Source organism: Kitasatospora sp. NPDC089913, assembly GCF_044748625.1.
GTDB lineage: Bacteria > Actinomycetota > Actinomycetes > Streptomycetales > Streptomycetaceae > Kitasatospora.
Window position 1 is genome coordinate 32,190 of sequence record NZ_JBIVGI010000012.1, and the last position, 24,633, is coordinate 56,822.

Annotated in this window: 23 protein-coding genes; 10 read left to right on the top strand and 13 right to left on the bottom strand. The window is 74.4% G+C overall.

Translation table 11 applies throughout. The annotated features are described in order from the left end of the window. Positions 1–231: 231 nt before the first annotated feature. Both ACIPYS_RS19685 and ACIPYS_RS19690 read right to left on the bottom strand, forming a co-directional pair. A complete protein-coding gene (locus ACIPYS_RS19685; protein ID WP_400747559.1) occupies positions 232–1,413 on the bottom strand; it encodes a DUF4185 domain-containing protein in 1,182 nt (393 codons plus the stop codon). Positions 1,414–1,606: 193 nt separating this feature from the next. Next, complete coding sequence (locus ACIPYS_RS19690; RefSeq protein WP_400747561.1) at positions 1,607–2,323, bottom strand: hypothetical protein; 717 nt, start codon at positions 2,321–2,323, stop codon at positions 1,607–1,609. Between the two features lie 475 nt (positions 2,324–2,798). Here ACIPYS_RS19690 and ACIPYS_RS19695 point away from each other — a divergent pair, with 475 nt between their 5' ends. Next, entirely contained in the window at positions 2,799–3,182 is a 384-nt protein-coding gene (locus ACIPYS_RS19695) for a hypothetical protein (protein ID WP_093858946.1), read from the top strand. Between the two features lie 108 nt (positions 3,183–3,290). After that, entirely contained in the window at positions 3,291–3,617 is a 327-nt protein-coding gene (locus ACIPYS_RS19700) for a hypothetical protein (RefSeq protein WP_159424786.1), read from the top strand. A 58-nt stretch (positions 3,618–3,675) separates the two neighbouring features. Here ACIPYS_RS19700 and ACIPYS_RS19705 read toward each other — a convergent pair whose 3' ends face one another. The 5 genes from ACIPYS_RS19705 to ACIPYS_RS19725 all read right to left on the bottom strand — a co-directional run bounded on the left by ACIPYS_RS19705 (position 3,676) and on the right by ACIPYS_RS19725 (position 7,371). Then, positions 3,676–4,407: a ribonuclease H gene (locus ACIPYS_RS19705; protein ID WP_400747564.1), complete on the bottom strand. Its 732-nt coding sequence runs from the start codon at positions 4,405–4,407 to the stop codon at positions 3,676–3,678. 104 nt (positions 4,408–4,511) lie between these two features. Beyond that, a complete protein-coding gene (locus ACIPYS_RS19710) occupies positions 4,512–5,213 on the bottom strand; it encodes an AAA family ATPase (protein WP_400747566.1) in 702 nt (233 codons plus the stop codon). 213 nt (positions 5,214–5,426) lie between these two features. After that, positions 5,427–6,242, bottom strand: coding sequence for a class I SAM-dependent methyltransferase (locus tag ACIPYS_RS19715; RefSeq protein ID WP_400747568.1), 816 nt, complete (start codon positions 6,240–6,242; stop codon positions 5,427–5,429). A 120-nt stretch (positions 6,243–6,362) separates the two neighbouring features. Continuing rightward, the gene (locus ACIPYS_RS19720; protein WP_400747570.1) at positions 6,363–6,617 is read right to left on the bottom strand and encodes a ribosomal protein L7/L12; all 255 of its coding nucleotides are present in this window, start codon (positions 6,615–6,617) and stop codon (positions 6,363–6,365) included. Between the two features lie 244 nt (positions 6,618–6,861). After that, entirely contained in the window at positions 6,862–7,371 is a 510-nt protein-coding gene (locus ACIPYS_RS19725; protein ID WP_231978677.1) for a MarR family winged helix-turn-helix transcriptional regulator, read from the bottom strand. A 224-nt stretch (positions 7,372–7,595) separates the two neighbouring features. Here ACIPYS_RS19725 and ACIPYS_RS19730 point away from each other — a divergent pair, with 224 nt between their 5' ends. After that, positions 7,596–8,639 (top strand): EamA family transporter, encoded by a 1,044-nt coding sequence (locus tag ACIPYS_RS19730; protein WP_400747572.1) that lies wholly within the window; start codon positions 7,596–7,598, stop codon positions 8,637–8,639. A gap of 196 nt (positions 8,640–8,835) precedes the next feature. After that, a complete protein-coding gene (locus tag ACIPYS_RS19735; RefSeq protein ID WP_093858939.1) occupies positions 8,836–9,735 on the top strand; it encodes a spherulation-specific family 4 protein in 900 nt (299 codons plus the stop codon). 166 nt (positions 9,736–9,901) lie between these two features. Here the strand turns inward: ACIPYS_RS19735 and ACIPYS_RS19740 are convergent, their stop codons facing one another. Next, a complete protein-coding gene (locus ACIPYS_RS19740) occupies positions 9,902–10,213 on the bottom strand; it encodes a hypothetical protein (RefSeq protein WP_159424785.1) in 312 nt (103 codons plus the stop codon). 181 nt (positions 10,214–10,394) lie between these two features. Further along, the gene (locus tag ACIPYS_RS19745; RefSeq protein WP_400747575.1) at positions 10,395–11,180 is read right to left on the bottom strand and encodes a GNAT family N-acetyltransferase; all 786 of its coding nucleotides are present in this window, start codon (positions 11,178–11,180) and stop codon (positions 10,395–10,397) included. Positions 11,181–11,828: 648 nt separating this feature from the next. Here ACIPYS_RS19745 and fusA point away from each other — a divergent pair. From fusA to ACIPYS_RS19760, 3 genes are all read left to right on the top strand, one after another. Next, entirely contained in the window at positions 11,829–13,991 is a 2,163-nt protein-coding gene (gene fusA / locus ACIPYS_RS19750; RefSeq protein WP_400747577.1) for an elongation factor G, read from the top strand. Between the two features lie 319 nt (positions 13,992–14,310). Continuing rightward, a complete protein-coding gene (locus ACIPYS_RS19755) occupies positions 14,311–15,213 on the top strand; it encodes a neutral zinc metallopeptidase (protein ID WP_400747579.1) in 903 nt (300 codons plus the stop codon). Positions 15,214–15,388: 175 nt separating this feature from the next. Further along, positions 15,389–15,754 carry a hypothetical protein gene (locus ACIPYS_RS19760; protein ID WP_400747581.1) on the top strand — a complete coding sequence of 122 codons (366 nt, stop codon included), beginning with the start codon at positions 15,389–15,391 and terminating at the stop codon, positions 15,752–15,754. Positions 15,755–15,925: 171 nt separating this feature from the next. Here ACIPYS_RS19760 and ACIPYS_RS19765 read toward each other — a convergent pair whose 3' ends face one another. The 3 genes from ACIPYS_RS19765 to ACIPYS_RS19775 form a co-directional block, all read right to left on the bottom strand. Next, entirely contained in the window at positions 15,926–17,560 is a 1,635-nt protein-coding gene (locus ACIPYS_RS19765) for an alpha/beta hydrolase (RefSeq protein WP_400747583.1), read from the bottom strand. A gap of 234 nt (positions 17,561–17,794) precedes the next feature. Further along, positions 17,795–18,433, bottom strand: a complete 639-nt coding sequence (locus ACIPYS_RS19770; RefSeq protein ID WP_093858932.1) for an NAD(P)-dependent oxidoreductase — start codon at positions 18,431–18,433, stop codon at positions 17,795–17,797. Positions 18,434–18,499: 66 nt separating this feature from the next. Next, a complete protein-coding gene (locus ACIPYS_RS19775) occupies positions 18,500–19,447 on the bottom strand; it encodes an EamA family transporter (protein ID WP_162497187.1) in 948 nt (315 codons plus the stop codon). A 101-nt stretch (positions 19,448–19,548) separates the two neighbouring features. Here ACIPYS_RS19775 and ACIPYS_RS19780 point away from each other — a divergent pair, with 101 nt between their 5' ends. Next, entirely contained in the window at positions 19,549–20,055 is a 507-nt protein-coding gene (locus ACIPYS_RS19780) for a MarR family winged helix-turn-helix transcriptional regulator (RefSeq protein ID WP_093858931.1), read from the top strand. Positions 20,056–20,077: 22 nt separating this feature from the next. Here ACIPYS_RS19780 and ACIPYS_RS19785 read toward each other — a convergent pair whose 3' ends face one another. Beyond that, a complete protein-coding gene (locus ACIPYS_RS19785) occupies positions 20,078–20,872 on the bottom strand; it encodes a methyltransferase domain-containing protein (protein WP_400747587.1) in 795 nt (264 codons plus the stop codon). Positions 20,873–21,029: 157 nt separating this feature from the next. Here ACIPYS_RS19785 and ACIPYS_RS19790 point away from each other — a divergent pair, with 157 nt between their 5' ends. Together ACIPYS_RS19790 and ACIPYS_RS19795 are read left to right on the top strand one after the other, a co-directional pair. Then, a complete protein-coding gene (locus tag ACIPYS_RS19790; protein WP_400747589.1) occupies positions 21,030–22,649 on the top strand; it encodes a PLP-dependent aminotransferase family protein in 1,620 nt (539 codons plus the stop codon). Between the two features lie 259 nt (positions 22,650–22,908). Next, the gene (locus ACIPYS_RS19795) at positions 22,909–24,198 is read left to right on the top strand and encodes a glycoside hydrolase family 3 N-terminal domain-containing protein (protein ID WP_400747591.1); all 1,290 of its coding nucleotides are present in this window, start codon (positions 22,909–22,911) and stop codon (positions 24,196–24,198) included. Positions 24,199–24,633 lie beyond the last annotated feature (435 nt).

Here is a 24,633-nt window from a genome sequence, read left to right on the forward strand (position 1 = left end):
GCGGTCCGGCGGGCTGCGGTCCGGTGGAACGGGCGGGCGGGTGGGATCGGCTCATGCGATTCGCCTCGGCTGTCGGGGGAGTACGGCTGCGGCGCCGTGGCGTCATTCTGCGAACGCCCGCGCCGCACCCGCATCCGCCCGAACCCCGGAGCCCGCCCCGTTCACGCCCCGGGGGGAACGCACTGCGCCGGGCGGCGGCGCCCCGGGCGGGACGCGGTGCCCGGTCCCCGGTCAGGACAGCAGGGCGCTGCGGTACTGCATGATCCGGTAGTTCGTCGGGTCGTACCACTGGCTGACGACGATGTGGAAGTTGCCGAACGTGGAGCCGGGGACGACGAAGCCGCCGTACGGGGCGGCGACCAGGTTGGCGACCTCCTGGCCCGGGGCGCAGGGCAGGACCATGGTCTGTTCCAGCGTCCTGGTCAGGTCGGAGGTCGGGAGCGGGAAGACCATCGCCCTGATCGACAGCGGGTCCGTGTTGAGCCAGGTGAGGACGTACTTGCCGTCCATGGCGCGGAAGCACAGCTCGCCCCACTTGCGGGTGCCGAACACCGAGGTCGGGGACGCGCCCCACCGCCAGCCGCCGTCGTAGCCCCACGGCTCGTAGGCGTCGGGGTCGCCGAGGCGGTCCTGGCGCACCCGGTGCAGCAGCATGCCCGACTGCACGTCACGGTCGAAGACCGTGGACAGCACGTAGCAGTAGCCGTCGTCGGCCACGGCGTAGGTCTTCTGCTGGAACTGTCCGCCGTGCAGGTCCCCCGGCCACTGGCAGAGGTACTCCCAGGTGTTGCCGTTGTCCGTGGAGCGCCAGAAGTCGGTGTGGTGGGTGTCGTAGATGACGCCGCGCATGAGGTGCATGTACATCACCCCGTCGACGACGAAGGCGTCGGACGGGATCGCGGTCGTGAAGTCGTTGCCGACCGGGTTGTGCGGTTCCTCTACGAGGCTGATGCCGTGGGCGCCGCGGACGACGTCGTCGATGCGGAGGTTGCCGAGGTCCGCGCTGCCGGACCGCAGGCCGACCGGGGCGTTCCAATCGGGTTCGGGGACCCGGTCGCCGCCGAAGGTGTCGCCGCAGACGAAGAGCATGGAGCCGTCGGGGCAGCGGACGGGGATGCCCAGGTCCGTCCACGGTGCCCCGAACCGCCCGGTCTCGGCCGGGCCGCTGAGGTTCTTCACCTTGACCGTGATCGTCGGACCGGTCGGGTCGTACGGGCCGTTGGCGACCGCCGCCGGGGTGCCCGCAGTGATCGCCCCCGCCCCCACCGCGACCCCGAGGCCGATCCTCAGGAGCTCGCGGCGGGAGGGCCCGGCGGTCGTCCCTGCCTGCCCGGCGGTCGTCCCTGCCCGCCCGCCGGTCGTCCCTGCCCGCCCGCCGGTCGCCGCCACGTGTCCGTCCGATGTGTGTGTCATGGTGCCGATGGCCCTTCCGGAGAGCCGCGTTCCCGCGGCTGCGAACGGACCGTGGACATCCGGATGGTGGCGGTGACGGTCCGTCACCGAGACTATGGTGCCGGGTGCTCGCCGCATCGGCCGGTGGACGGACCTTCACCCGAACTGCGTAGGCCGGAGGCGTTGGTCCGCTCCCGGCCGGCCCTGACGCCGGCTAGACCAGCTTGGACAGGGCGAGCGCCAGCCCGCTCGCCGCCGCCGCCTCGGCCGGGGCGTTGACCTCGTCGTTCGGGCCCCGGTCCTTGACCACCTCGACGGAGTAGAGGCGTCCGGAGGAGACGAAGTACACCTCGGGCCGGTAGCCGTCCTTGCGCTGGACCAGGTAGGCCTCCTCGCCCACGCCCGGGAGCGGGGTGAGCGTGTAGTCCGGGTTGGTCCTCAGTGCGGCGAGGACGGTGGGGGAGGTCTCCCGGATGTGGGCGTAGGACTGCCGGGAGCCCCAGGTGCAACCCCAGACTTCCTTGCCGTCCACCTTGTCGGGGTGGGTGCCGTTGAACGGGCCGGCGGTACCGACGGCGGCCACGACCTGCGGGGAGGTGAGGAGGGTGCAGGCGTCCGCGGGGCGCTTGGTGGTACCGGCCGGGGTGGTGGCGGCCGGGGACGCGAGGGTGGGGGCGGCCGAGGGCGGTGCGGCGGGGCCGGTGGCCGCCGGGCTGTTCGCGGTGCCGGGCGCGGTGCCGGGCGTGGTGCCGGTACCGGGGGCCGTGGTGCTGCCGGCGGTGCTCGGCGGCGCGGAGGCCGCGGTGGATCCGCCGCCCGAGGAGGAGCAGCCGGCCACCGCGACGGCCGCGAGGGCCAGCGCCGGCAGCCAGGCGTACCGGCGGCCCGACGTGATCCGGGTGCGGGGCGTGATCGGTGTCCTGCGGTCCATGGAACCCCCTCCGATGGTCGTCCACCGGTGTGGCGGACTGCGTGGTGGCAGGATCCTACGGCCGGGAACGGGCCGATATTTCCCGTTCCGGCTACGGGAGTTGGACAACCCGGTCACGGGAGCGGAGACCGCCGGGCCACGGGCGCCGGGACAGCCCGTCGCGGGCGCGGAGCCGGCGCCTCCGGGGGTCGGGACGGCGGTCCGGGGCACAGGGGTGGTACGCGCACGTGCGGCCGGGCTCCCGGCGGCGCCCTCGGCCGAGCGACTGACCAGGCCGGATGCGGAACCCCTCCATACCAGTGCGGTCGGGTCGCTGTCGAGGACCGGAGGGCGTCTTCCCCGGACGGGTGACGTTCTGGTGAAAGTGGTCATGCCAGGAACGGCGGCCCGTCATCCTGAGCCGGTGATCAGGCGGATCCCGGGACGGGGCGGGTCGCGCGACCAGTGGGACACCTGAGGGACGGAGGCCCTGACAATGAGCACCAACCTGCCGGAGACCGTGGTCGAGGCCCCGGCCGCGCTGCCCGCGCCGCCGAGAGTCGTCGACGACCTGGCCCGCGACCTCACCCACGCGGCGGCCGCCGTCCGGGCCGCGTCCCGGGGCGGCCGGAGCGGAGGGGACCTCGCGGTGGCCGCGTACACCGCGGTGGTGTGCACCGGGCGTTCGGCGGCCCGCGCCCTGGAGGAGGCCGCCGCCTGGTGCCGGCAGGCGCCGGAGGCCGAGGTGCACTCGCTGGCCTGGGCACGTGTCCCCGGCCATCGCGACGACGTCTTCGAGTACCGGGTCACCCTCGCCGTCAGCTTTCCCGACCGGGAGACCGGCGAGCACGCCGGGGACACCCACCACGCCCGGCGCTGACGGCGGGGGAGTCCTCGAGGAGGAGGGGTCGATCGGCGGGGGCCGGACGCGGAGGGAGGCGCCGATCGGCGGGGACCGGGCGGGTCGGGCCGTCGTTAGACTCACCCCATGAACACTGGGGGAACGAACGATCCGGCGCCGGAAGCCCCGGCGCCGGAAGCCCGGGTGCTGACGGCCGGGGACCGCGCGTCGGAGCCGGAGGAGCGCGAACTGTCCACCGGCGCGGCCGTGCTGGTCACCGTGCTCGCCGCCGTCTGCGGCGCGCTGGTGATACTCCTCGTGCTGCACGGGCTGGGCTGGACGGCTCCCGGCCTCGGTTGGCTGGTCGCCAAGGGCGCCGTGAAGATCGGCGTCGGCGGCACGGTCGGACTGGTCGCCGCCCTCGGCTGGCTCCGGGCCCGCCGCTCGGAGCGGCGGACGGCGGACGGCGCCTGAGGCGCCCGGGCCGTCAAGGATCCTTCGGCAACCCCTGGGGCGGCCCGGGCGCGGGAGTTCAGTCCTGCGCGGCCGTCGCGCACTCGGGGTGGCCCCAACTGCCGCCCACCTTGGTGATCTTGTCCCCCTTGGCGTAGGGCCGCGAGCACGGGCAGGTGCCGGGGAAGCGCGCGGACAGCGCCGGAGCGCTGCCCGAGGACCGGCGCTTCGCGGCGGCCGGGGAGGCGGCACCCGCGCTTCGGGTGCCGGTCCTGGCCGCACCCCCGCGCGAGGCTCCGCCGCGGGCCGGGCCGCTCGCGGCCGGGTCCGGCACGGGGAGGTCGGCGGCCGTTCCGCCGGCGGCCTCCTGGGTGCGGGCGGCGTCGCTGGCGGCCTTGTCGGCGACGGCGTTCAGGGGGTCGCCGTCGACCTGGTGGGCGGGCACGTAGACGAAGGTGACGTCCCGCCCGTCGAGCAGCTCGTCGATCCGCTGGATCAGCTCCTGGTTGGCGACCGGCTTGCCCGCGGCGGTCTTCCAGCCGTTGCGCTTCCAGCCCTTCAGCCACTTGGTGACCGAATCACGGGTGTAGGTGCTGTCCAGCCGCACCTCCAGCGGAACGGCGGCGTCCGTGGCGGCCAGCAGCCGCTCCAGCGCCGTGAGTTCGCCCACGTTGTTGGTGCTGTGCCCCAGCGGTCCGGCCTGCCAGCGCTGCGGCACCCCGGCGCTGTCCGCCACCACGTAGGCCCAGGCCGCCGGGCCCGGGTTTCCCTTGGCCGCCCCGTCACAGGCGGCAATGATTCGGTCGTTCATACGGCGATCATGCCAGGACGGGCGGTGTCCCCCGGACCACGGCGGTCCGTCCGGGCCACGGCGCCTCCCGCGAGGGTACGCCGCTCCGGGCGCCGAGGCGTCGGTCAGGGTGTGCCGGTCGGAGCGACGTCCGGAGTCGTGTCCGGGGTCGTCCTCGGAGTTGTCCTCGGAGTTGTCTTCGGAGCCGCGTCCAGTGCTCCGTCCAGTGCCGCGTCCAGGCGATCGGCGAGCGTGCTCCACGGACGGCAGTCGACCACCGGGAGCGCGTGCCGGCGGGCCTCGTCGGCGAGCCAGCGCGAGTACCGGGCACCGACCTCGGCGCGGCCCGTCTGGTCGCCGCTCGCCGGTTCGCGCGCCGCGTAGTTGGCGGCGATCCGGTCCGCGTCGCCCTCGTGCAGGAACACCGCCCGGACGTCCCGGCCCGTCGCCCTCCCGAGGGCGACGGCCCGCGCGCAGACGGCGGGGGTGAGGTAGTCGCCCTCGATCACGGCCGGGACGGGGACGGTCAGCCGGTTGCGCACCGCACCGAGCGCGGCCGGTTCCAGGGCCTCGGCGGTGGCGATCTGGAGCTCCAGTACGTGCCCGGGGGCCCACACGTCCTCGGGGCGCCCGGGTGCGTCGGGCCCGTCGAAATGGTGCAGTGCCGGGTGCTGTTCGGCGGTGGTGAGCTCCTGGACGGCGGCGACCACGTCGTCGAACTCGACCACGAACGCGCCGGTCGCCGCCGCGATCCGTGCGGCCGCCACGCTCTTCCCGACGCCGGAGGCGCCACCGAGCAGTACGAGTTCCCAGGTCCGTTTCGGCATCCGACGACACTATCGTGCGGGATCCGGGCGGATCATCCGGATTTCCCCGCCTGCCGGGGGCCGCCTGCCCGGGGCCGCCGGCTCGGGGGCGGCCGGCTCGGGAGTCCGCCGGCTCAGGAGGTCGTTCGGCCGTGGGTCGGTTCGCCTGTGGGTCGGTTCGCCTGCGGGTCGGTTCGGCGGTGGGTCCGTTCGGCCGTGGGTCCGTTCGGCCGGTCACGGCCGCACGAAGCGCGCGGGGGGAACGGAACCGCCGTCCGGGCCGCCGCGCCGGGCGGTGAGTACCGGTTGGTAGTAGCCGCTGGACTCCGGGCTGTGCCAGGTGATGTCGGTGAAACCGGCCCCGGCCACGAACTCCGTCAACTGCGAGCGCGTCAGCGCCCAGTAGGTGGTCCGGCGGACCCGGACGTCCCAGGTGCCTCCCGCGGGAACGAGCTGGAAGTGCTCCAGGTCGTAGCGCTCACCGTCCTCGTGCCAGTGCCAGAGCTGGAAGGTGATCACCTTTCCCGCACTCGTCCCCGAGACCTGCGGAGGCGTCGTGGTGGGTCGGGCCCGCCGGGCCTCGTCGTAGTTCCGGACGGTGACCATCAGCAGTCCGTCCTCCCGGAGGACCCGCCCCATGCCGAGGAGCGCCGTCCGGACGTCCTCGCCGGAGAGCAGGTGCGGCAGCGAGTTGTCCGCGCAGACGATGGCGTCGAAGGCCCGGTCCGCGAAGGGCAGTCGGCGCATGTCCGCCGCAACGGCCGGAACCCGGCCGCCCCGGGCCGCCGCCTCGGCCGAGGCGCGGGCGGCGGCGACCGGACTGAGGTCGCCGCCGACCACCCGATGCCCGGCCGCGGCCAGCCCGATCGCCTGGGTACCGATCCCGCACGAGCAGTCGAGCACCCGCTGCGGCCCGGGCCCGAGACCCTGGCGGACCAACTCGCCCAGCACCCCGGCCTGGTGCGCCACGCTCGCGTCCCAGTCCCGGAACATCAGGTGGTAGTCACCGGCCAACCGGTCGTAGAAGTCCCGCACGGAGAACTCGGACATGTACCCGCCCTTGATTCGTCGGGGTGATGAGGGCTGCGGAGCGCCGAGGTGACGAGGCTCGTTCACAGCCGCTCCCTCCCCCTCGGCTCCGCCACGCATGCGTTCGGCAGCGTTCGGCGGCTATCTCTGTTCCCGTACTTCGGCCTTGGCCCCCACGGCGAGGAGTTCACGGACCGTGGCTTCGGCCCTCTCCTGCGACACGTCCTCGAGGACGGTCGCCGGAAGACGGTCCAGGAGCGACCTGCTCTGCCACAGGCCGAGCTCCGTGCGCCGGCGGAGCACCTTCACGACCTCGATCACCCGGGGTCCGAAGGCGGTCAGAACCACGTCGTTGGGCACGTTGTCGCAGATCAGCGTGAAGTGCTCGACCGTCAAGGCGCCTCCTCGCTCCAGGGTGGAAGGCAGCCTAGAAGGTGTGTCCGACGGTTCGCGGGCATTTTGCGGCAGCGGACCGGCGATGCGGCCTGCTCTCACCTGTCGGGCACCGTCCCGGGGCGGCACGGCGGTCCGCACACGTTCCCGGGCGGCCGCCCAGCGGCGGGGGCCCGGCACCCTCGGCCCTGTCGGCGGCCCCGGGGGCCCGATGACCGCAGGGACGCCGGGCCGCCGGGACGCCGGGTCAGGGCTCCGGGTGTCCGGCCGGGGGCGGTTCGGGGTGGTCGAGCCGGCGCTGCCAAGCGGTCAGGAGGGTCTCCAGGGCGGCCGCCTCTTCGGGGGTGAGGACGCTCAGCAGGCGGTGCTCGTTGCGCATGTGTGCCGTGAAGGCCTCGTCGAACAGCCGTCGGCCGGCCTCGGTGAGTGCCACCACGCGGCCCCGGCCGTCCGCCTCGCTGCGGCGGCGGGTGACCAGACCGGCCCGTTCCAGCCGGTCGATGCGCTTGGTCATGGCGCCGGTGGTGACCATGGTGCGGGCGGCGAGCTCCCCGGGTGCCCGTTCGAACGGTGCGCCCGCCCGGCGGAGTGCGGCGAGCACGTCGAACTCGCCCTCGCCGAGGCCGTAGCGGCCGTAGACCAGGCAGAGTTCCTCGGTCAGCCGGCCGGACAGCCGGTGCAGGCGTCCGATCACCGCCTGCGGGGAGACGTCCAGGTCGGGACGCTCCCGGCGCCACTCGGCCTGGATGGTGGCCACATGGTCGGGGGCCGTACGGTCCTGGGCCGTACGGTCCTGGCCTGCACGGTCGGAGGCCGCGCGGCCGGTGTGCGCGGAGGTGCCCGAGGGGGTGGTGGCCGCGCGACCGATGGCCGAGGGACCGGTGGTCGCAGGGGTGCTGGGGCCGTGGTCGGAGTCGGTGGGCGTGGGTGCCATGGCTCCATCCTAACGCTGTAGCTTCCATGGAAGGTATATTGGCTTCCATGGAAGCAAGTTTTCGATGGGTGCTGCTGACCGCCGTCGCGCCGGTGGCGTGGGGCGCGAACTACTACGTCACCCGCGAGTTCCTCCCGGCGGACCGCCCGCTCTGGGGGGCCGCCCTGCGGGCCCTGCCCGCCGGACTGCTCCTGTTCGCGCTGCGCCCGCGTCGGCCGCGGGGAGCCTGGTGGTGGCGCACGGCCGTCCTCGGGCTGCTCAACACGGCGGGATTCTTCGTCCTGCTCTACGTCGCCTCGCAGTCCCTGGCCACCAGCGTCGCCTCCACCGTGATGGCGGCCTCGCCGCTCGCGATGCTGCTCCTGGCCTGGGTGCTGACCGCCGCCCGCCCCGCCCGGGCGCACCTGCTCGGCGCCCTGGTCGGCCTGGCCGGCGTCGGGCTGATGCTGCTGACCAGGAGCGAACCGGTCAGCCTGCCGGGCCTGGCCGCCTCGGCGGCGGCGATGCTGGTCTCCTCGCTCGGTTACGTCCTCGCCGCCCGCTGGCGGGAGGGGGCGGACGTCCTCGCCACCACCGCCTGGCAACTGCTGGCGGGCGGACTGGTCCTGCTGCCCCTGGCCGTGTTGGTCGAGGGCCCGCCTGTGGTGCCCACCGGGCGGGAGTCGGCGGCCTTCGGCTATGTCGCGGTGGTGGCGACCGCGCTGGCTTTCGCCGCCTGGTTCGCGGGCCTGCGCCGGCTGCCGGCGGGCACGGTCGGGCTGCTGGGGCTGCTCAATCCGCTGACCGGCGTGCTGCTCGGCACCGTGGTGGCGGGCGAGGGGCTCGGCCCGCCGCAGGTCGCCGGGCTGCTGCTGGTCCTGGCGGGGGTCGCGCTCGGCCGCCCGCGGCCCGGTTCGGGGGGTGGTCGGGGGCGTGGTTCAGGGGGTGATTCGGAGGCCGGCCTCGGAGGCGGCCCGTCCGGGCGTGGCGTGGCGGCGGGCGTGGTCGGAAGGGTGGTCGGAGGGGTCGCCGGAGGGGCTGGGAGCGGCGCCGGTGGGGGCAGTGGCGCTGGGGACGGATGGGGCAGGAGTGCTCGGAGAGATTCCGAGTGACGTCGGTGCTTGCTCGAACTTCCTTGCGTTCACCGAAAGTTGGCCACCAGGGGCGGATCGGACCGGTAGGAATGGGAACGCCCGACCCGGCCGGGGCGGGTGGAGGGGACGGGGCGCGAGGGGCTGGACCGACCGTGCCCGGGCGCCGCGGGGGAGCCCTCTCCGGCTTTCCTGTCTTCTGCGAGCAAGGGACCCGATGCGTTCGTTCACCAAGACCCTGCCCGTCCTGCTGGCCGGCGTGGCGCTCACCGCGGCCGCGCTGGCGTCCCCCGGCGGGGCCGACGCGGCGACCACCGAAAGACCCCACGGTCTGGAGGTCGCCGTGCCGGCCTACGTCCTGCCCGGCGAGGCCATGCTGGTCGCCGCGGCGGGCGCCCGCCCGGCACCGTCGATCGTCGTCCTCAACCCGTCCAACGGCTACGCCCCCTTCGACGCGGCCTGGCAGGCGCAGGCCGACGCGCTGCGTGCCGGGGTCACCGCGCACGGCACGGCCACCCGGGTGCTGGGCTACGTCGACACGGGCCACGGTTCGCTCCCGCAGTCCGCCGTCCGCGCGGTCGTCGACAACTACCTGAGGACGGCCGACCACCGGCTGCACGTCGACGGCATCTTCTTCGACCAGACCGGGCGCGACTGCGGCCCTGGCGACAGTGCCCGCGACTACTACGCGGACCTGCGCCGCTACGTCCAGGAGACCGTCTACGCCGTCGCCCCGCAGGCCCAGGACCTGGTGGTGAACAACCCGGGAACCGCCGTCGCCGACTGCTACCTCGAACCCGGTCACCGTACGGCCGACGTCTTCGTGACCTTCGAGGGCGACTACGACGACTACACCGGCGCCTGGCTGGGCGGCAACGTCTTCAACCCCACGGCGGGCTACTACTCCGGCGCGACCCTCGACGCCAGCGGCACGGCCTTCTGGCACCTGGTGTACGACACCCCGGACCGGGCCGCGATGCGCACCGCCCTCGACGCCGCGTTCACCCGGGGCGCCGGGTACGTCTACGCCACGGACGACGAGCTGCTGGTGCCCTGGGACGAAGCCCCGGGCTGGGGCTTCTCCGCCGAGACCGCGTACGCGGCCGCCAAGGGCTGACGGGCGCGGAACGGTCCGGTCTGGTCGGTCCGGCCGCTCCTGCGGGGAGGGATGTCCCCGCAGGAGCGGCCGGGCGTGATGCGGCCGGTGGGATTCGGCCTGGGCGATGCGGTGGGGTGCGGCGCGGGCCTGGCGGGTGGAGGGTGAGGACGGAGTGCGTCGCGCCTCAGTACTCCCGGTCCCGCCGGGCGGCGGCGACGGTCCAGGAGATCATGATCACGGCCGCGAGTGCCAGCAGGACGACTCCGAAGCCGATCGCCGTCCAGCCACCGCTGGTCATACTGTCCAACTGCTCCTGGTAGGTGGTGTCGTGAGGTTCCGGCATGCCCTCACCGAACGAGCCCTTCACCTGGACGTGGCAGATCTCGCCGGGTGACATAGGCCGGCCGTAGCAGGTGGGTTCGGCGCCGTTCAGCTTGTCGGCGCCCACGAGGACCAGGCCGACACCGGCGACCAGCAGGACGAGTGGGATCAACACCTGGAGAGCCTCCCCGGATTCCTCCGACGCCGACGACTCCGCACGGCTGCGGTGGGCGGCCGGTGCGTACGCACACGCCCTTCGACGTGCGGGAGGAGCGGGACGGTTCCTTCCGGGGGCGGGCCCGTCCGGGGGCGGGTCCGTCCGCAGGGGTTCGGGGACGGTGCTGCGCTGCGGGGTCTCAGTGCAGGGGGACGGCGTAGACCGGTTCCGGCCCGAAGGCGGTGAAGCCGCTTCTGCGCAGGATCGGGCCGGACGTGGTGCTGTTGGCCTTGACCAGGGCCATGGTCGCCCCGTGCGTCGCCGCGTAGGAGAGCCGGGCGGCGAGCAATGCCCGGTACACGCCCCGGCCCCGCCACGGCGGCGCCACCACACCGCCCGTCAGCCGTGCGACCCCGTCCACGATCGACACGCCGCCGCAGCCGGCCGGTTCACCGTCCACATGGGCGACGACCGTGCCGCCCTCGCCGGCCGGGAAGGCCTTCGCGACCTTCGCCGCGGTCGCTTCGATCCGCTGCTCGGGCGGGAGCGCGCCGCCGAACCCGGTGACCTCTATCGCCGCCGCGTCCCGCGCTGTCGCCGGGTCCGTCGCCCAGCGGAGCGAGATGTCCACCGTCGGCGGCCGCAGTGGGGGCGCGCCCCCACTCAGGTCCGCGGCCAGAAGTTCCAGGCCGAGCTTCACCCGCCCTCCCCGGGAGGCGAGTTCGGCGGCCAGGCCGTCCGGGGAACCGACCGGCACCTGCCAGTCCAGGATCGGCGGCCCGAAGGCGCGGGCCCGGTCGAGGACCGCTTCGACGGCCGTCGGGAGCGGACCGGCCGGGGTGAAGGAGACCACCGAGAGGTCGAAGGCGACATGCTCGGGCAGTCGCAGGATCGTGTACTCGGCGGTCTCGACCACCTCGGCGTCGTCCGGTTTCCACACCCAGGCCGCACCGGCGGCGACGACGTCGGCAGTTGAGAGACTCATGCGGCGGAGCCTAGGCGCCCCGGTCGGTGCGTACGCGGTGCTGTTGCACGATCAGGACCCTTTCGTCACAAGGCCGGTGCGCCGAGGGCCGGTGCGAGGGGGGAACGGGAAAACCACGTGACCCGGAGGCGGTCCGCTCCCTACACTCGGCAGCCAGAGACGCACCGCCGTGGTTCCGGTGGCGGTGCGCGCGCCGTGATGAGCCGAGGGAGGACCGGTCGTGCGACACCGCACCGCTGCCGTCGTTCCCTCGTCCCGGTTCGAGGTGATCCTGGTGTCCTCGTTCCTCCGGTGCCCGCTGCGCGGCCGGCACCGGATCCGCGCGACGCACCGCTGACCTCGGGTCACTCCTCCGGTCGTCCGCCGCCCTTCCGGCTCTGCTGTTCTCCTCCTTCTTCTGCCTGTGGGTTCCCAGGCCCCCGGGTGCCCCGGGTGCCGTCATCGGGTGCTCGACCACCGCCGTCCCCGTGTCGATCACGTCGATCAGATCGATCATGTTGATCGTGGTGACCGGGCCGGGCCGGGCTGGGAGGGGCGGGGGTGGGTTCGTGGGGTGGACCGGACGGGGCGGGCCGGCCCGGCCGGGTACGTCGTCGCCGCAATCGCGCTGCCCCCAGCACCTCGCTCCACCTCGAAAGGCACCGGGCCATGCGCACCGACGTCCGCCGTACGCACACCACCGTCACCACCACCAGCACCGCTGCTGCCGCCGCCGTCCTGGCCGGCATCAACACCGTCCGCAACCTGGGCATCCTGGCCCACGTGGACGCGGGCAAGACCACCGTTACCGAGCGGATCCTCTTCCTGGCCGGCGAGACCCACAAGCGCGGCGAGGTCCACGACGGGACCACCGTCACCGACTGCCACCCGCAGGAGCGCGAACGCGGCATCACCATTTTCGCCGCCGCCGTCAGCTGCCTCTGGGACGGCCACCGGATCAACCTCATCGACACCCCCGGACACGTCGACTTCGCCGACGAGGTCGAACGCTCGCTGCGGGTGCTGGACGGGGCGGTCGCGGTGTTCGACGCCGTCGCCGGGGTGGAGCCGCAGAGCGAGAGCGTCTGGCGCCAGGCCGACCGGCACGGCGTGCCCCGGATCGCCTTCGTCAACAAGATGGACCGGGCCGGAGCCGATCTCGACGCGGCCGTCGCCTCGATCCGGGAACGGCTGCACCCGGTCCCGCTCGCCGTCCAACTGCCCGTCGGGCGGGAGGGCGACTTCATCGGCGTCGTCGACCTGCTGACAATGCGTGCTCTGACCTGGGACGACGGCCCAGGACGGGACGGCCTGCGGGAAGTGCCGGTGCCGGAGGAGCTCCGGGCCGAGGCCGAGCACCGGCGCCGACGGCTGGACGAGGCCGTGGCCGGGCTCCATCCGGCCGCACTGGAGGAGTACTACGAGCACTCTGCACTCTCCACCGCGACCCTGGCCGCCGCGCTGCGGGACCTCACCCGTAGCGGAGAGGCCGTGGTCGTGCTGTGCGGATCGGCCTACCGCAACCGCGGTGTCGAACCGCTGCTGGCAGCCGTCACGGCCTACCTGCCCTCACCGCTGGACGTCCCCGCGGTGCGCGGATCCTCCGTGGGCGCGGAGAGTGCGGAGGGTGCCGAGGGCGCGGAGGGCGCGGAGGTGGAGCGGGCCGCCGATCCCGCCGGTCCGCTCACCGCGCTGGTGTTCAAGGTGAACGTCACCGCCTCCGGCCGACTGACCTATCTGCGCCTCTACACCGGAACGCTGCGTAAGGGGGACACCGTGCTGGACGCCACGACCGGTCGTACCGAACGGATCGCCCGGATCCTGCGGGTGCAGGCCGACAGCCACACCGAGACGGACTCGGCGGTCGCCGGGGACATCGTCGCGGTGATCGGGGTCAAGGCCGCGCGCACGGGCGCCACGTTGTGCGCGCCCGGCGCGCCGCTGGTCCTCGAACCGCCCGTCACCGCCGAGCCGGTGGTGACGGTCGCGGTCGAGGCGCGGCGCTCGGTGGACACCGACCGGCTGGCGGTCGCGCTGGCCCGGCTGGCGGAGGAGGACCCGTCGCTGGTCGTCCGGACCGATCCGGAGACCGGGCAGCGGGTGCTCTCGGGCCTGGGTGAACTGCACCTGGAGGTGGCGGTGGAGAAGATCCGCCGTGATCACAACGGTCTGGAGGTGACCGTCGGTCGCCCGCAGGTCGCCCTTCGGGAGACGGTCGAACGCGGAGTCACCGGTCACGTCCACCGTCACGTCAAGCAGGACGGCGGCGCCGGCCAGTTCGCCCAGGTCGTGATCGACGTGGCGCCGCTGGACGGGCCGGTCGGCGCGCAGGAGGGCGGGGGCTTCGTGTTCGCGTCCACCGTGACCGGCGGGCGGGTACCGAAGGAGTACGTCCAGGCGGTCGAGGCGGGCTGCCGGGACGCGCTCGCCGAGGGCCCGTTGGGCGGTCACCCGGTCACCGGCCTGCGGGTCACCCTGACCGACGGGGCCACCCACACCAAGGACTCCTCGGACCTCGCCTTCCGCACCGCCGGGCGGACGGCGCTCCGCGACGCGCTGCGCGCCTGCCGGGTGGTGCTGCTGGAGCCGGTCGTCGAGGTGACGGTGACGGTGCCGCAGGAGGCGGTGGGCGGGGTCCTCGGTGACCTCGCCGCCCGCCGGGGGCGGGTCCAGGGTTCGGACCCGCAGGGTGCGACGGCTTCGGTGACGGCGGTCGTGCCGCTGGCCGAGCTGTTCGGCTACGCCACCGCCCTGCGCAGCCGTACCCAGGGCCGGGGCACGTTCACCACTCGTCCGGCCGGGTACGCCCCGGCACCGGCCGCCGCCCGGTAGGCGGGTCGGCCGCCGGACCCGCCTCCGGGTGGGTCCGGCGGCACCGTCGGCCTGGTGGTGGGCGAGCGGTGGGCAGGTGGTGGGAAGCTGCTGGGCGCGTGGTCGGCAGACGGTGGGCGGGTGGTGGGCGGGTGGTGGCGGTGCCCGGTGCGGTCCGTTCGGTCCGTTCGGCGGTGCTCCGCCCGGGGAGGGCGGAGAACCGCCTCTGACCTGCGCGTCCTTCCTCGGAGGTGACGGGTGAGCGGTTAGCGTGGCGTGGCGGCCGCGGCCGGTCGCGCGGCGTCTACGGGCGCCGTCGGCACCACCAGGGACGGCAGGCATGCAGTTCGACGATCAGGGCGACCTCGACACCTCGCAGGTCGACGACCGGCGCCGCATCCCCGGCGGGAAGGTCGCTGTCGGGGGTGGTGCGGCCGGTCTGATCGCCGTCCTGATCGCGGTGCTCTTCGGTGTCGACCCGAGCGTCCTCGGGCTCTCCGACAGCGGAGGAGACACGGGCGCCGGGTCCGGCCGGGGTACCACGGCGGGTGAGGTGCAACAGGTCTGCCGGACCGGTGCCGATGCCAACAGCCGTCAGGACTGCCGGATCGTCGCCGTCACCAACAGTCTCCAGGACTACTGGGGTGGTCAGTTGCCCCGGTCCGGGGTGGCCTACCGCCCCGCCGAGACGGTCCTGTTCACCGGGCGGGTGTCCACCGGCTGCGGCGCGGCGAGCTCGGCGGTCGGCCCGTTCTACTGCCCGGTCGACCGGCGGGCCTACTTCGACCTCGGCTTCTTCGACGAGCTGGCCACCCGCTTCGGCGCCTCCGGGGGTCCGTTCGCCGAGGCCTATGTCGTCGCGCACGAGTACGGACACCACATCCAGAACCTGACCGGCACCATGCAGAAGGTCGGCCGCGACCGGCAGGGTGCCAGCAGCGCCTCGGTGAAGCTCGAACTCCAGGCGGACTGCTACGCCGGTGTCTGGGCCCACCACGCCACCACCACCCCGCAGGCGTCCACCGGTCGGCCGCTGATCCGCACCCTGACCGATCAGGACATCGCCCAGGGACTGGACGCGGCGGCGGCCGTCGGTGACGACCGGATCCAGAAGCAGTCCACCGGCCGGATCGACCCGGACACCTGGACCCACGGCTCCTCGGACCAGCGCAAGGCCTGGTTCACCGCCGGCTACCGCTTCGGCGACCCGGCCCGCTGCGACACCTTCGCGACGTCGAGCTGACCCGTGCTCCCGGTCGTGCGTCGCCCATCGTGCGCCGCCGGTGATGCGCTCCGTGTCGTGCGTCCCGGCCCCGCGCCACCCTGTCATGTGTCAGGGACCGCTGCGGGCGGTGGCTTCCTACGCTGCTGAACACCGGCCGAAACCGGGCCGGACCGGCAACTGGGAGAGAACCACTATGCGCAAGATCATGCACACCTTCGCCGCGCTCGCCCTGGCGGCGGCCGCCGTCACCACGGTGGGGAGCTCCGGCGCCCAGGCGGCCGACGGTTCCTGGGACGGGTGTCCGTACGGGGCTGTCTGCATCTACCCCCAGGACTCCGACACCAGCCGGCCGCCGACCGATGTCTTCTACAGCTACGGCCCCCACAACCTCCACAACCAGTACGGCTGGCACTGGGTGCTCAACAACCAGTCCGGCGGCGCCCATGCCCACCTGTGCACCGGCTCCAACGGCGGCGGCTGCGGCTACGACATCGCCGCCCAGGCCGGCGTCTACGCCGACCTCACCCCGATCAACTCCATCACCCTGGACCGCCCCTGAGTCCCCGATCCCCTCAGCCCCTGGACGCCCGGGCCGCTCGCCCTTGAGCGCCTGAGTCCCTGAACCGGCGGGCCGCCGCCCGCACCCGCCGTGCGCGCCGTCGCCGGGTCCTCCGGGGGGAGACCCGGCGGCGGGGCGTTCCGTGGTCGGCCGTGCCACGCGTCCCGCCCTTCAGGATGTCGTGGGGGAGGGGCAGGTGAGGTCGTCGGCGGGGGCCGCGCCGGTCAGCAGGTAGGACTCGACGACGTTGCGGACGCAGGCATTGGGGCCCGGGTACTGGCCGTGGTCGCCGTTGCCGGTGACGGTCACCAGGCGGGAGCCGCGCAGGGCTCGGTGGGCGGAGAGGGCGGCTTCGTAGTACGTGGCGGGGTCGTGCACCGAGTTGAGCATCAGGGTGGGGGGCAGGCCCGCGCCGGTGACCCGGACCCGGGGCGCGGTCGGGGTCGGCCAGGAGGCGCAGACGGCGGCGAAGGCGAGGGTGCGGGCCCCGACCAGCGGCCAGCGGGCGGTGTTCTCGGTGCCCCGGGCGGCCCAGTGGGAGAGGTCGCGGTCCCAGGGGGTGTCGCTGCAGGTGACGGCGAAGTACTCGGCCAGGAACCCCGGGCCGAGGTAGTCGCCGAAGACCCGCCGGGCAGTGGTGCGGGCGGCCGGGTCGGCGCCCGGCCAGTCGTCGAGTGCGGTCAGCGCGGTGGCCAGCTGGGCGAAGCCGTTGCTCTCGCGGTAGATGCCCTGGATGGTGCCGTTGTCCAGCTGGTTCGGGCCGAGGGTGAGCCGGCCGTCGACGATCGGGTGCTCGTGGAGTGCGGCGCGACGGGCCTCCCAGTGGGCCTTCGCCTCGGCGGGGGTGGTGCCGTAGTGGTAGACGCCGTCGCGGGCGGCGAGCCACGGCAGGAAGTCCTCCTCGAAGCGCCGCTGGAAGCTCATCGGCTGGCCCGACTGGAACCGCTCCCAGGTGTCGTCGAAGCCGATGTTGCTGTCCAGCACCATCCGCTCGATCCGGTGCGGGAAGAGCGTCGCGTAGTAGGCGCCGATCATCGTGGCGTAGGAGGGTCCGTAGTAGCTGATCCGGCGCTCGCCGAGGAGGGCGCGCAGCAGGTCGATGTCCCGGGCGGTCTGCTCGGTGGTCAGGAAGGGCAGCAGGCCGCCGCTGCGCTGCTCGCAGTCGGCGGCGAAGGCGGCGGAGCCGGCGATCACGCGGGCACGGTCGGCCGGCGTGTCGTCGCGGAAGTCCCCGGAGAAGAAGGAGCGGAGCTCCTCGGTGGTCCGACAGACGGCCCGGGTGCTGTGGCCGACGCCGCGCTGGTCGAACCCGATGATGTCGTAGGAGGCGCCGAGGGCGGGTGCGTTGCGCACGTGGTCGGCCGGGCGGAGCAGCCCCTCGCCGCCGGGGCCGCCCGCGGCCGTGAGCAGGGTGCCGATCCGCCGGGCCGGATCGGTCGCGCGGTGCCGGGAGACCGCGACGGTGATGTCCGGGCCGCGGCCCGGGTGGTGCCAGTCCCTGGGTGCGGTCATGGTGGTGCACTCCAGCGTGGCCTCCTCCGCACAGGTCTGCCAGGTGAGTTGCTGGTGGGCGTAGCGGGTGGGGACGGCGGCGGCCGCCCCGGTGGGCGCCGCGACGGCACCGGCGGTGCCGGTGGTGGAGGCGAGGGCGAGGAGGGTGAGCAGCGCGGCGGTGCGCCGGCCGGGCCCGGTTCGGCGGACGCGGCGGGCCAAGGCTCCGCTGGTGGGGGCGCCGGTCGTGGAGGTACCGGTGGCGGAGGTACCTGTGCTGGGGGTGCTGGTACGGGTCAGGTCTCGTGTGGTCATGGCACGATCCTGACGGTCGGATCGATCGTGGTCGATCAGGTGCGCACCCGTCTTTCCGGTGGTGCCTGCACCACCCCGAACCGGTGGCCCGGTGCAGCCGGCCGTCCTCCGGAGTGACGGCCTCGTCCAGTAGTTGACGTGTCGTCACACGACTCCGCCCGAAACACACCACCGTGTCGGTGATGGGGTGTTTCGGGCGGAGCGGGCGGGGGGAGGCATGCCGGTGGGCGGCACTCAGTAGCCGGCGGTGAAGCGGACGCGGCGGTGCGCGGGCCGCTCGGCCTCGTCGAGGAGGGCGACGGCGAGGTCCTCCATGGAGATGGTCGAGGTGCCGTCGGGGGCGACGAGGAGTTCGTCGCGGCCGAGCCGGAAGAGTCCGGTGCGCTCGCCCGGGGCGAGCAGGGCGGAGGGGCTGAGGTAGGTCCAGTCGACCTCGGTCTCGGCGAGGTAGAGGGAGAACTGCTCGCCGCAGGCGTTGGCGATGGGCAGCAGGGCGGCGGGGAAGTCCCGGGAGTCGGCGAGGGTGACGCCGTCGCCACCGGGCACGGTGAGGCTTCCGGCGCCGCCGACGACCAGGAGTCGGACGCCGGTGCCGGCCAGTCCGGCGAGCAGACCCTTGGTGGCGACGGCCAGTTCGTCCTCCCGCCCGGGGGCCGGGCGGGTGGCCGTGACCAGCAGGTCCTGGTCGGCGGCGAGGCGGCGGACGTCCTCGGGGTCGCGGGCGTCCCCGGTGGCGATCCGGACGGTGGCGGGGAGCGTGTGCGGGCGGTGCGGGTCGCGCAGCACGGCGGTGACGTGGTGGCCGCGGGCGACGGCCTCGGCCACGACCCGGCTGCCGACGTTGCCGGTGGCGCCGAAGACGGTGATGTTCATGGGCGGTTCTCCTCGGGTGGGTCGAACGGATCGGAACGGCGGGACGGAGGTGACGCGGGCGCTCGGTCAGACGGACTGGCGGGTGCGGTCGTCGGCCGGTCGACCGCTGTGGTCGGAGGGTACGCCGACGGGCGGGGCCGTCACCGTCCTCGACGGGGTGCGCGGGCGCTGGGTCTGGGCGGCGACGAGGGAGCCGAGCACGATCAGCGCGCCGAGGGCCTGCACGGGCGAGAGGTCCTGGCCGAGGACCAGCCAGCCGAGGGCGGTGGCGACCACGGGGCTGAGCAGTCCGAGGAAGGTGACGGAGGTCGGAGGGAGGGCGCGGATGCCGCGGAACCAGAGCGCGTAGGCGACGGCCGCGCCGATGAGGCTCAGATAGCCGTAGCCGAGCAGGTTGGCGCCGGTGAGGTGGGACGGGGGCGGTCCCTCGACCAGGAGGGCGACCGGGAGCAGCAGCAGGCCGCCGGCGGTGAGCTGCCATCCGGTGGTGGCGAGCAGCGGCGCCGGTGAGGTCCAGCGCTTGGAGAGGACGACGCCGGTCGCCATGACCACCGCGCCGCCGAGCGCGGCCACGATGCCGAGGGCGTCCAACTGGGCGCCGGCACGCAGGACGAGCAGGCTGACGCCGGCCACCCCGGCTATGCCGGAGAGGAGGGTGCGCGGGGAGAGCCGGTCGCCGAGCAGGGCGGCCGACAGGCCGGCGGCGATCAGCGGTTGTACGGCGCCGACGGTGGCGGCGACCCCGCCGGGAAGACGGTAGGCGGCGACGAAGAGGAGGGCGAAGAAGGCACCGATGTTCAGGGCGCCTAGGACGAGCGAGCGCCACCACCAACTGCCGGTCGGCAGGCGGCGGGTGAGGGCGATCAGCAGCAGTCCGGCGGGCAGGGCGCGGAGCACGCCGGCGAGCAGCGGGCGTCCCGGCGGCAGCAGTTCGGTGGTGACGAGGTAGGTGGAGCCCCAGATGGCCGGGGCCAGGGCGGTCAGCAGCACGATGGCGAGTCGATTCCTTAGCACTAAGCCAATATATCTCAGCGCTAAGGCATCTTTGCAAGGTCCGCCCGAGGGGCGGGTGCTGTGAGGTATCTCACCGCTAAGGCATCGTTTAGGGTGGGGGCATGGCAGACCGCGTGGATCATGTGGACCGGATCGTGCAGCAGTGGGGTGCCGAGCGCCCCGACCTGGATGTCTCGCCGATGGAGGTGATCGGCCGCCTCAAGCGGCTGTCCCGACTGGTCGACGCCGAGCTGAAGGAGACCTTCGCCCGGCACGACCTCGACTTCGCCTCCTTCGACGTGCTCGCCACCCTGCGCCGCAGCGGCCCGCCGTACCGGCTCACCCCGACCCTGCTGATGCAGTCGGCGATGGTCACCTCCGGGGCGATCAGCCAGCGCCTCGACCGGCTGGAGGCGCGCGGCCTGGTCACGCGCACCCCCAGCGGTTCCGACGGCCGGAGCCGCGAGGTCGAGCTCACCGAGGAGGGCTACGCCCTGATCGACCGCGCCCTGCCGGACCACCTGGCGACCGAGCGCCGGATCCTGGGCGACCTCGACGAGCCGAGGACCGCCGACTTCGTCGCCGCCCTGCGCACCCTCCTCGGCACCCTCGGGGACGACCCCGAATGATCGGGCCGCACCCGACGGCCGGTCACGGACCGACCGCCACCGCCTTGAAGAACGTGTAGTGGAACGACCCGTCCGGCTCGGCCGTGCGGCGCAGCTCGGCGACGCCGCGGTCGAAGTCCTCGGCCGTGTCGAGGCCGGCCGCGAGCGCGTCGGCGCGGACCGCCTCGACCATCGCGACGAAGGTGCGCCGGGTGAACCCCTCGGCCAGTTCGGGGCGGCCGCCGTCCACGTACATCGTGCGCGGGGCGACCGAGACGTCGCGGAACCCGGCCCCGGTGAGCAGCGGGTACAGCCGCCGTCCGATCAGGCCGTCCCCGCCGCCGTCCGCCTGGAGCCGGACCAGGTGGCCGACGACGCGCTGCGCGGCCTCACCACGGGGGTGGAAGAACGCCGAGCCGTGGTCGCCCTCGATCACCGTGACGGTGCCGCCCGGGCGCAGCACCCGGCGCAGTGCTGTCAGCGCGGCCGCCGGGTCGGCGAGGTGTTCCAGGACGAAGCAGAGGAAGAGGTGGTCGAACGAACCGTCGGGGAACGGGAGTCGGTGCAGATCGCCGTGGTGCCAGGAGACCCGGGCCTCCGGCAGCTGTTCCGCGACCCGGGCCCGGGCCCGGGCCAGCGAGTCGGCGGAGATGTCGGCGGCCGTCAGCAGCAGCCCCGGGCTGGACTCCAGCAGGTGCACCGTCTGGGCGCCGACCCCGCAGCCGGCCTCCAGGACCCGGCTGCCCGGCGGGTACACCGTGCCGGCGTGCAGCAGCCCGGCGAGGCTGTCGGCCTGATCGCCCAGGCGGCGGGCCTCGGCGGGGGAGTAGCCGTGCACATAGGCCCGGTCGGGGTGCGCCGGGGAAGCAGTCGAAAGGGAAGGAGTCGCAGGGGAAGGGGCCGCAGGGGAAGGGGCCGAAGGGGAAGCGATCGCGGTGGTGTCGGCCGATGCACTGGTGGTCGTCATGTCTTCACCCTCCCGGCACAATGGACCGGTGCACAGGTCCAATGATCATTCGATCGACAGGTCCAGAACGGCGGGTGCGGACTTTCTCCAGCTCGACCCCGGGCAGGCGCCCGCCGGTGGACTCGCGGACTGGCTGGCGCGCCGGCTCCGGGCGGCGATCGATGACGGCCGGCTCCCCGTCGGCAGCCGGCTGCCCGCCACCCGGGTGCTCGCCGCCGACCTGCGGGTCTCGCGCGGCGTGGTGACCGAGGCCTACCGCCGCCTCACCGAGGAGGGGAGGATCGCGGGCCTGGGCCGGGGCGGCACCGTCGTGGTCGACCAGTTCGCCCCGGAGACCGTGCCGCCGCCCCGGCCCACGACCACCCGCCCGCCGGCCCCCCGCCCGACGCCCGCCCGCCCGACGCCCGCCCGCCCCGCCGGCACACACCCCGCCGGTACCGGCCCCGGACCCGCCCGCCCCGGACCCGCCCGCACCACCCCCGCGCCCGCCTCGCCGTTCGACGGCGCACCCGCCACGACCGTCTTCGACTCCCTCCGCACCGCCCCCGCCCGGATCGACCTCACCCCCGGCGTCCCCGACCTCGCCGCCTTCCCCCGTACCGCCTGGCTGCGCGCCGAACGCGCCGTCCTGCGCGACCTCGCCGCACCGGACTTCGGCTACGGCGACCCGCGCGGCACCCCGGCCCTGCGCCGCGCCGTCGCCGACTGGCTGGCCCGCAACCGCGGCATCCGCGCCGATCCCGGGGAGGTTCTCGTCGTCGCCGGGGCGGCCCAGGCGCTCGCCCTCGTCGGTGAGGTGTTGCGTGCGGACGGCCTGGACGTGGTCGCCGTCGAGGACCCGGGCTCCCTCGGCACCCGGCAGCACCTCGGTCACCGGATCACCGCCACCCCGCCCGTCCCCGTCGACGCGGACGGCATCCGGGTGGACGCGCTGCGCGCCGTCGGCGCCCGGGCCGTGCTGCTGACGCCGGCCCACCAGTTCCCGACCGGCGTCGTACTCGGCGGCGCCCGACGCCGCGAACTGCTCCAATGGGCGGCCGACGGCGGGCTCGTGATCGAGGACGACTACGACGCCGAACACCGCTACGACCGCCCGCCCGTGCCCGCCCTGCGCGGTGTCCTCCCCGAGCAGGTCGTCTACCTCGGCAGCGTCTCCAAGCTGCTCGCCCCCGCGCTGCGCACCGGATGGGTGCTCGCCCCCGCCCGCTACCGGGACGCCCTGGTCGACGCCAAACGGCTCAGCGACCTCGGCAACGCCGCACTCCCGCAGCTGGTCCTCGCCCACCTGATGGAATCGGGCGCCCTGGAGCGCCACCTCCGGCTGCAGCGCACCCGCCACCGGCGCCGACGCGATGCCACGACGGCCGCCGTCGCCGCCCACCTGCCCGGTGCCGCGGTCCACGGCGCGGCGGCCGGGCTGCACCTCATGCTCACCTTCCCCGACGGTCTGCCCTGCACCGACACCGAGCTCGCGACGGCGGCGCTGGCCCACGGGGTGAAGGTGCACCCGCTGTCCTGGCACGCCCGGCTGCCGCACCCGCCGGGACTGGTCCTCGGGTACGGGGCCGGCACACCGGGCGAGATCGAGGAGGGCGTCGCCGTCCTCGGACGGCTGCTCCGGGAGGCGGGACCACCGTGCCCGGGGTGAGGCTGCTGCTGTTACGCCGTCCGGTCGCGGGGTCCGCGGCACCGGCGGCGTGTCCGCGGTCGAACCCGTCGACTCCCGCGCACCGATCGACGATCCTGGCCGTTCCCGGGGCGACCCGCCCGACCCGACCAAACCGGGCCGACCCGCCCGCCCGACCCGCCTGACCCGACCGGCCCGCCCGCCCGGTCCGGATCCCGCCCGGCCCGGATCCCGACCGACCGAGGGAGGCCGGATGTCGACGCCCCGCCGTGGAGGCCCCATGCCCCGCCCGTCACGCCGCAGCACCCGTCGGACGTCCCGCCGACGGGTCCGCTTCGCGCTCCTGGTACTGCTGCTGGCGGCGGTGGGTCCGGCGACCGGGCTCGGCCCGGTCGCGCCGGTGGCGGTACAGGCGCCACCCGACCGGCCGACCGGGCCCGTCGACCCGGGCACGGGCACCGCGACCCGCGCCGCCAGCGACACCGACGGGGTCGGGACGACCCCGGGGAACCCGACTCCCACCGGAAGGAGCACCACCGTGCCCACCGCTGCGCCCACCGCCGCGTCGCTCCGGCTCGCCGGCCGTCGGATCGTCTACTCCTACCCCGGCGACACCCCTCCGCCGGAACTGCTCGACACCATCCGGGCGGGCCGCGCCGCCGGTGTCATCCTGTTCAAGGAGAACGCTCCCTCGCCCGAGCAACTCCGGCTGGCCGTGCAGATGCTGAAGGGCGCGGCGCAGGAATCGCCCTCCGGCGCACCGCTGTTGCTGATGACCGACCAGGAGGGCGGGAAGGTCCGGCGGCTGCCCGGGGAGCCCGTCCGCTCGGCCCGGCAGACCGGCGCGGCCGCCGATCCGGCCGGGGACGCGGCCCGGTCCGGCGCGGGAGCGGCAGGCACCCTGATCGACGCGGGCCTGAACGTCAACCTCGCGCCGGTACTCGACGTCTTCGACGCACCGGACAACTTCATCGACCACTTCGAGCGCTCCTACGGCGGGCAGCCCGAGGCGGTCGCCGAGTCGGCCACCGCCTTCCTCGCCGCCCAGCAGCAGCTGGGGGTCGCCGCCACCGCCAAGCACTTCCCCGGTCTCGGCGCCGCGGCCCGTGACGAGAACACCGACGAACGCCCGGTCGTCCTGCCGGTCCCGCTGGCCGAGCTCCGGGCACGGGGCGAGGAGCCCTACCGTGCCGCCATCGCCGGCGGGGTCCGGCTGGTGATGGCCTCCTGGGCGGTCTATCCGGCCCTCGACGCCGAGCGCCCGGCCGGACTGTCCGGCGCCGTCGTCCAGGGCGAGCTGCGTCGGCGCCTCGGATTCCGCGGGGTGACCGTCACCGATGCCTTGGAGGCCGGTGCTCTCGCCGCCTTCGGGGACACCGGGGAGCGGGCGGTCGCCGCGGCCCTGGCGGGCATGGACCTCCTGCTGTGCTCCGCCCGCGACGTCCAGCAGGGAGACGCCGCCGCGGAGGCCATCGCGGTCGCCCTCGACAGTGGCCGTCTGGACGCCGGGGAGTTCAGCAGCGCCGTCGGCCGCGTGGACACCCTCCGCACTTCCTTCAGTCGGCCCTGAGCCTGCCCGGCCCGGCTCGCCCGCTCCTGAGCCTGCCCGCCCCTGGGCCTGCCCGCTCCTGAGCCTGCCCGGCCCGTCCGTCCCTGGGCCCGCACGCTCCGGCTCCCGCACGCCCGCTGAGTCCCGCCTGCACCCGAGGCCCGTGCCTACGCCCGTGCCTACGCCCGTGCCTACGCCCGTGCCTTCGGCATCCGCGCGCACCCGCCCCCGTCCACCGGCGCTCGCCGCCCGGCCGGCTGCCCCCGCCGCCCCGGTCGGCCGGCCCCCGCAGAGCCTGTCCGCCCGCTCCCACCCGGGGTGGCGCGGGTGGCGAGGGTGGCGAGGGGGTGGCGCGAAAGGGAGTGAGGGTGGCGCGAAGAGGGTGCACAGCTGACCAACACGCGCCGATCCTTAGCGGAAACGAGCGGACACGGAGGGTCATCCGGATGGCAGGCT

Coding starts and splice junctions, on each gene's coding strand:
- ACIPYS_RS19685 (WP_400747559.1), bottom strand. CDS start 1,413: ATGACACACACATCGGACGGACACGTGGCGGCGACCGGCGGGCGGGCA.
- ACIPYS_RS19690 (WP_400747561.1), bottom strand. CDS start 2,323: ATGGACCGCAGGACACCGATCACGCCCCGCACCCGGATCACGTCGGGC.
- ACIPYS_RS19695 (WP_093858946.1), top strand. CDS start 2,799: ATGAGCACCAACCTGCCGGAGACCGTGGTCGAGGCCCCGGCCGCGCTG.
- ACIPYS_RS19700 (WP_159424786.1), top strand. CDS start 3,291: ATGAACACTGGGGGAACGAACGATCCGGCGCCGGAAGCCCCGGCGCCG.
- ACIPYS_RS19705 (WP_400747564.1), bottom strand. CDS start 4,407: ATGAACGACCGAATCATTGCCGCCTGTGACGGGGCGGCCAAGGGAAAC.
- ACIPYS_RS19710 (WP_400747566.1), bottom strand. CDS start 5,213: ATGCCGAAACGGACCTGGGAACTCGTACTGCTCGGTGGCGCCTCCGGC.
- ACIPYS_RS19715 (WP_400747568.1), bottom strand. CDS start 6,242: ATGTCCGAGTTCTCCGTGCGGGACTTCTACGACCGGTTGGCCGGTGAC.
- ACIPYS_RS19730 (WP_400747572.1), top strand. CDS start 7,596: ATGGAAGCAAGTTTTCGATGGGTGCTGCTGACCGCCGTCGCGCCGGTG.
- ACIPYS_RS19735 (WP_093858939.1), top strand. CDS start 8,836: ATGCGTTCGTTCACCAAGACCCTGCCCGTCCTGCTGGCCGGCGTGGCG.
- ACIPYS_RS19745 (WP_400747575.1), bottom strand. CDS start 11,180: ATGAGTCTCTCAACTGCCGACGTCGTCGCCGCCGGTGCGGCCTGGGTG.
- fusA (WP_400747577.1), top strand. CDS start 11,829: ATGCGCACCGACGTCCGCCGTACGCACACCACCGTCACCACCACCAGC.
- ACIPYS_RS19755 (WP_400747579.1), top strand. CDS start 14,311: ATGCAGTTCGACGATCAGGGCGACCTCGACACCTCGCAGGTCGACGAC.
- ACIPYS_RS19760 (WP_400747581.1), top strand. CDS start 15,389: ATGCGCAAGATCATGCACACCTTCGCCGCGCTCGCCCTGGCGGCGGCC.
- ACIPYS_RS19765 (WP_400747583.1), bottom strand. CDS start 17,560: ATGACCACACGAGACCTGACCCGTACCAGCACCCCCAGCACAGGTACC.
- ACIPYS_RS19770 (WP_093858932.1), bottom strand. CDS start 18,433: ATGAACATCACCGTCTTCGGCGCCACCGGCAACGTCGGCAGCCGGGTC.
- ACIPYS_RS19780 (WP_093858931.1), top strand. CDS start 19,549: ATGGCAGACCGCGTGGATCATGTGGACCGGATCGTGCAGCAGTGGGGT.
- ACIPYS_RS19795 (WP_400747591.1), top strand. CDS start 22,909: ATGCCCCGCCCGTCACGCCGCAGCACCCGTCGGACGTCCCGCCGACGG.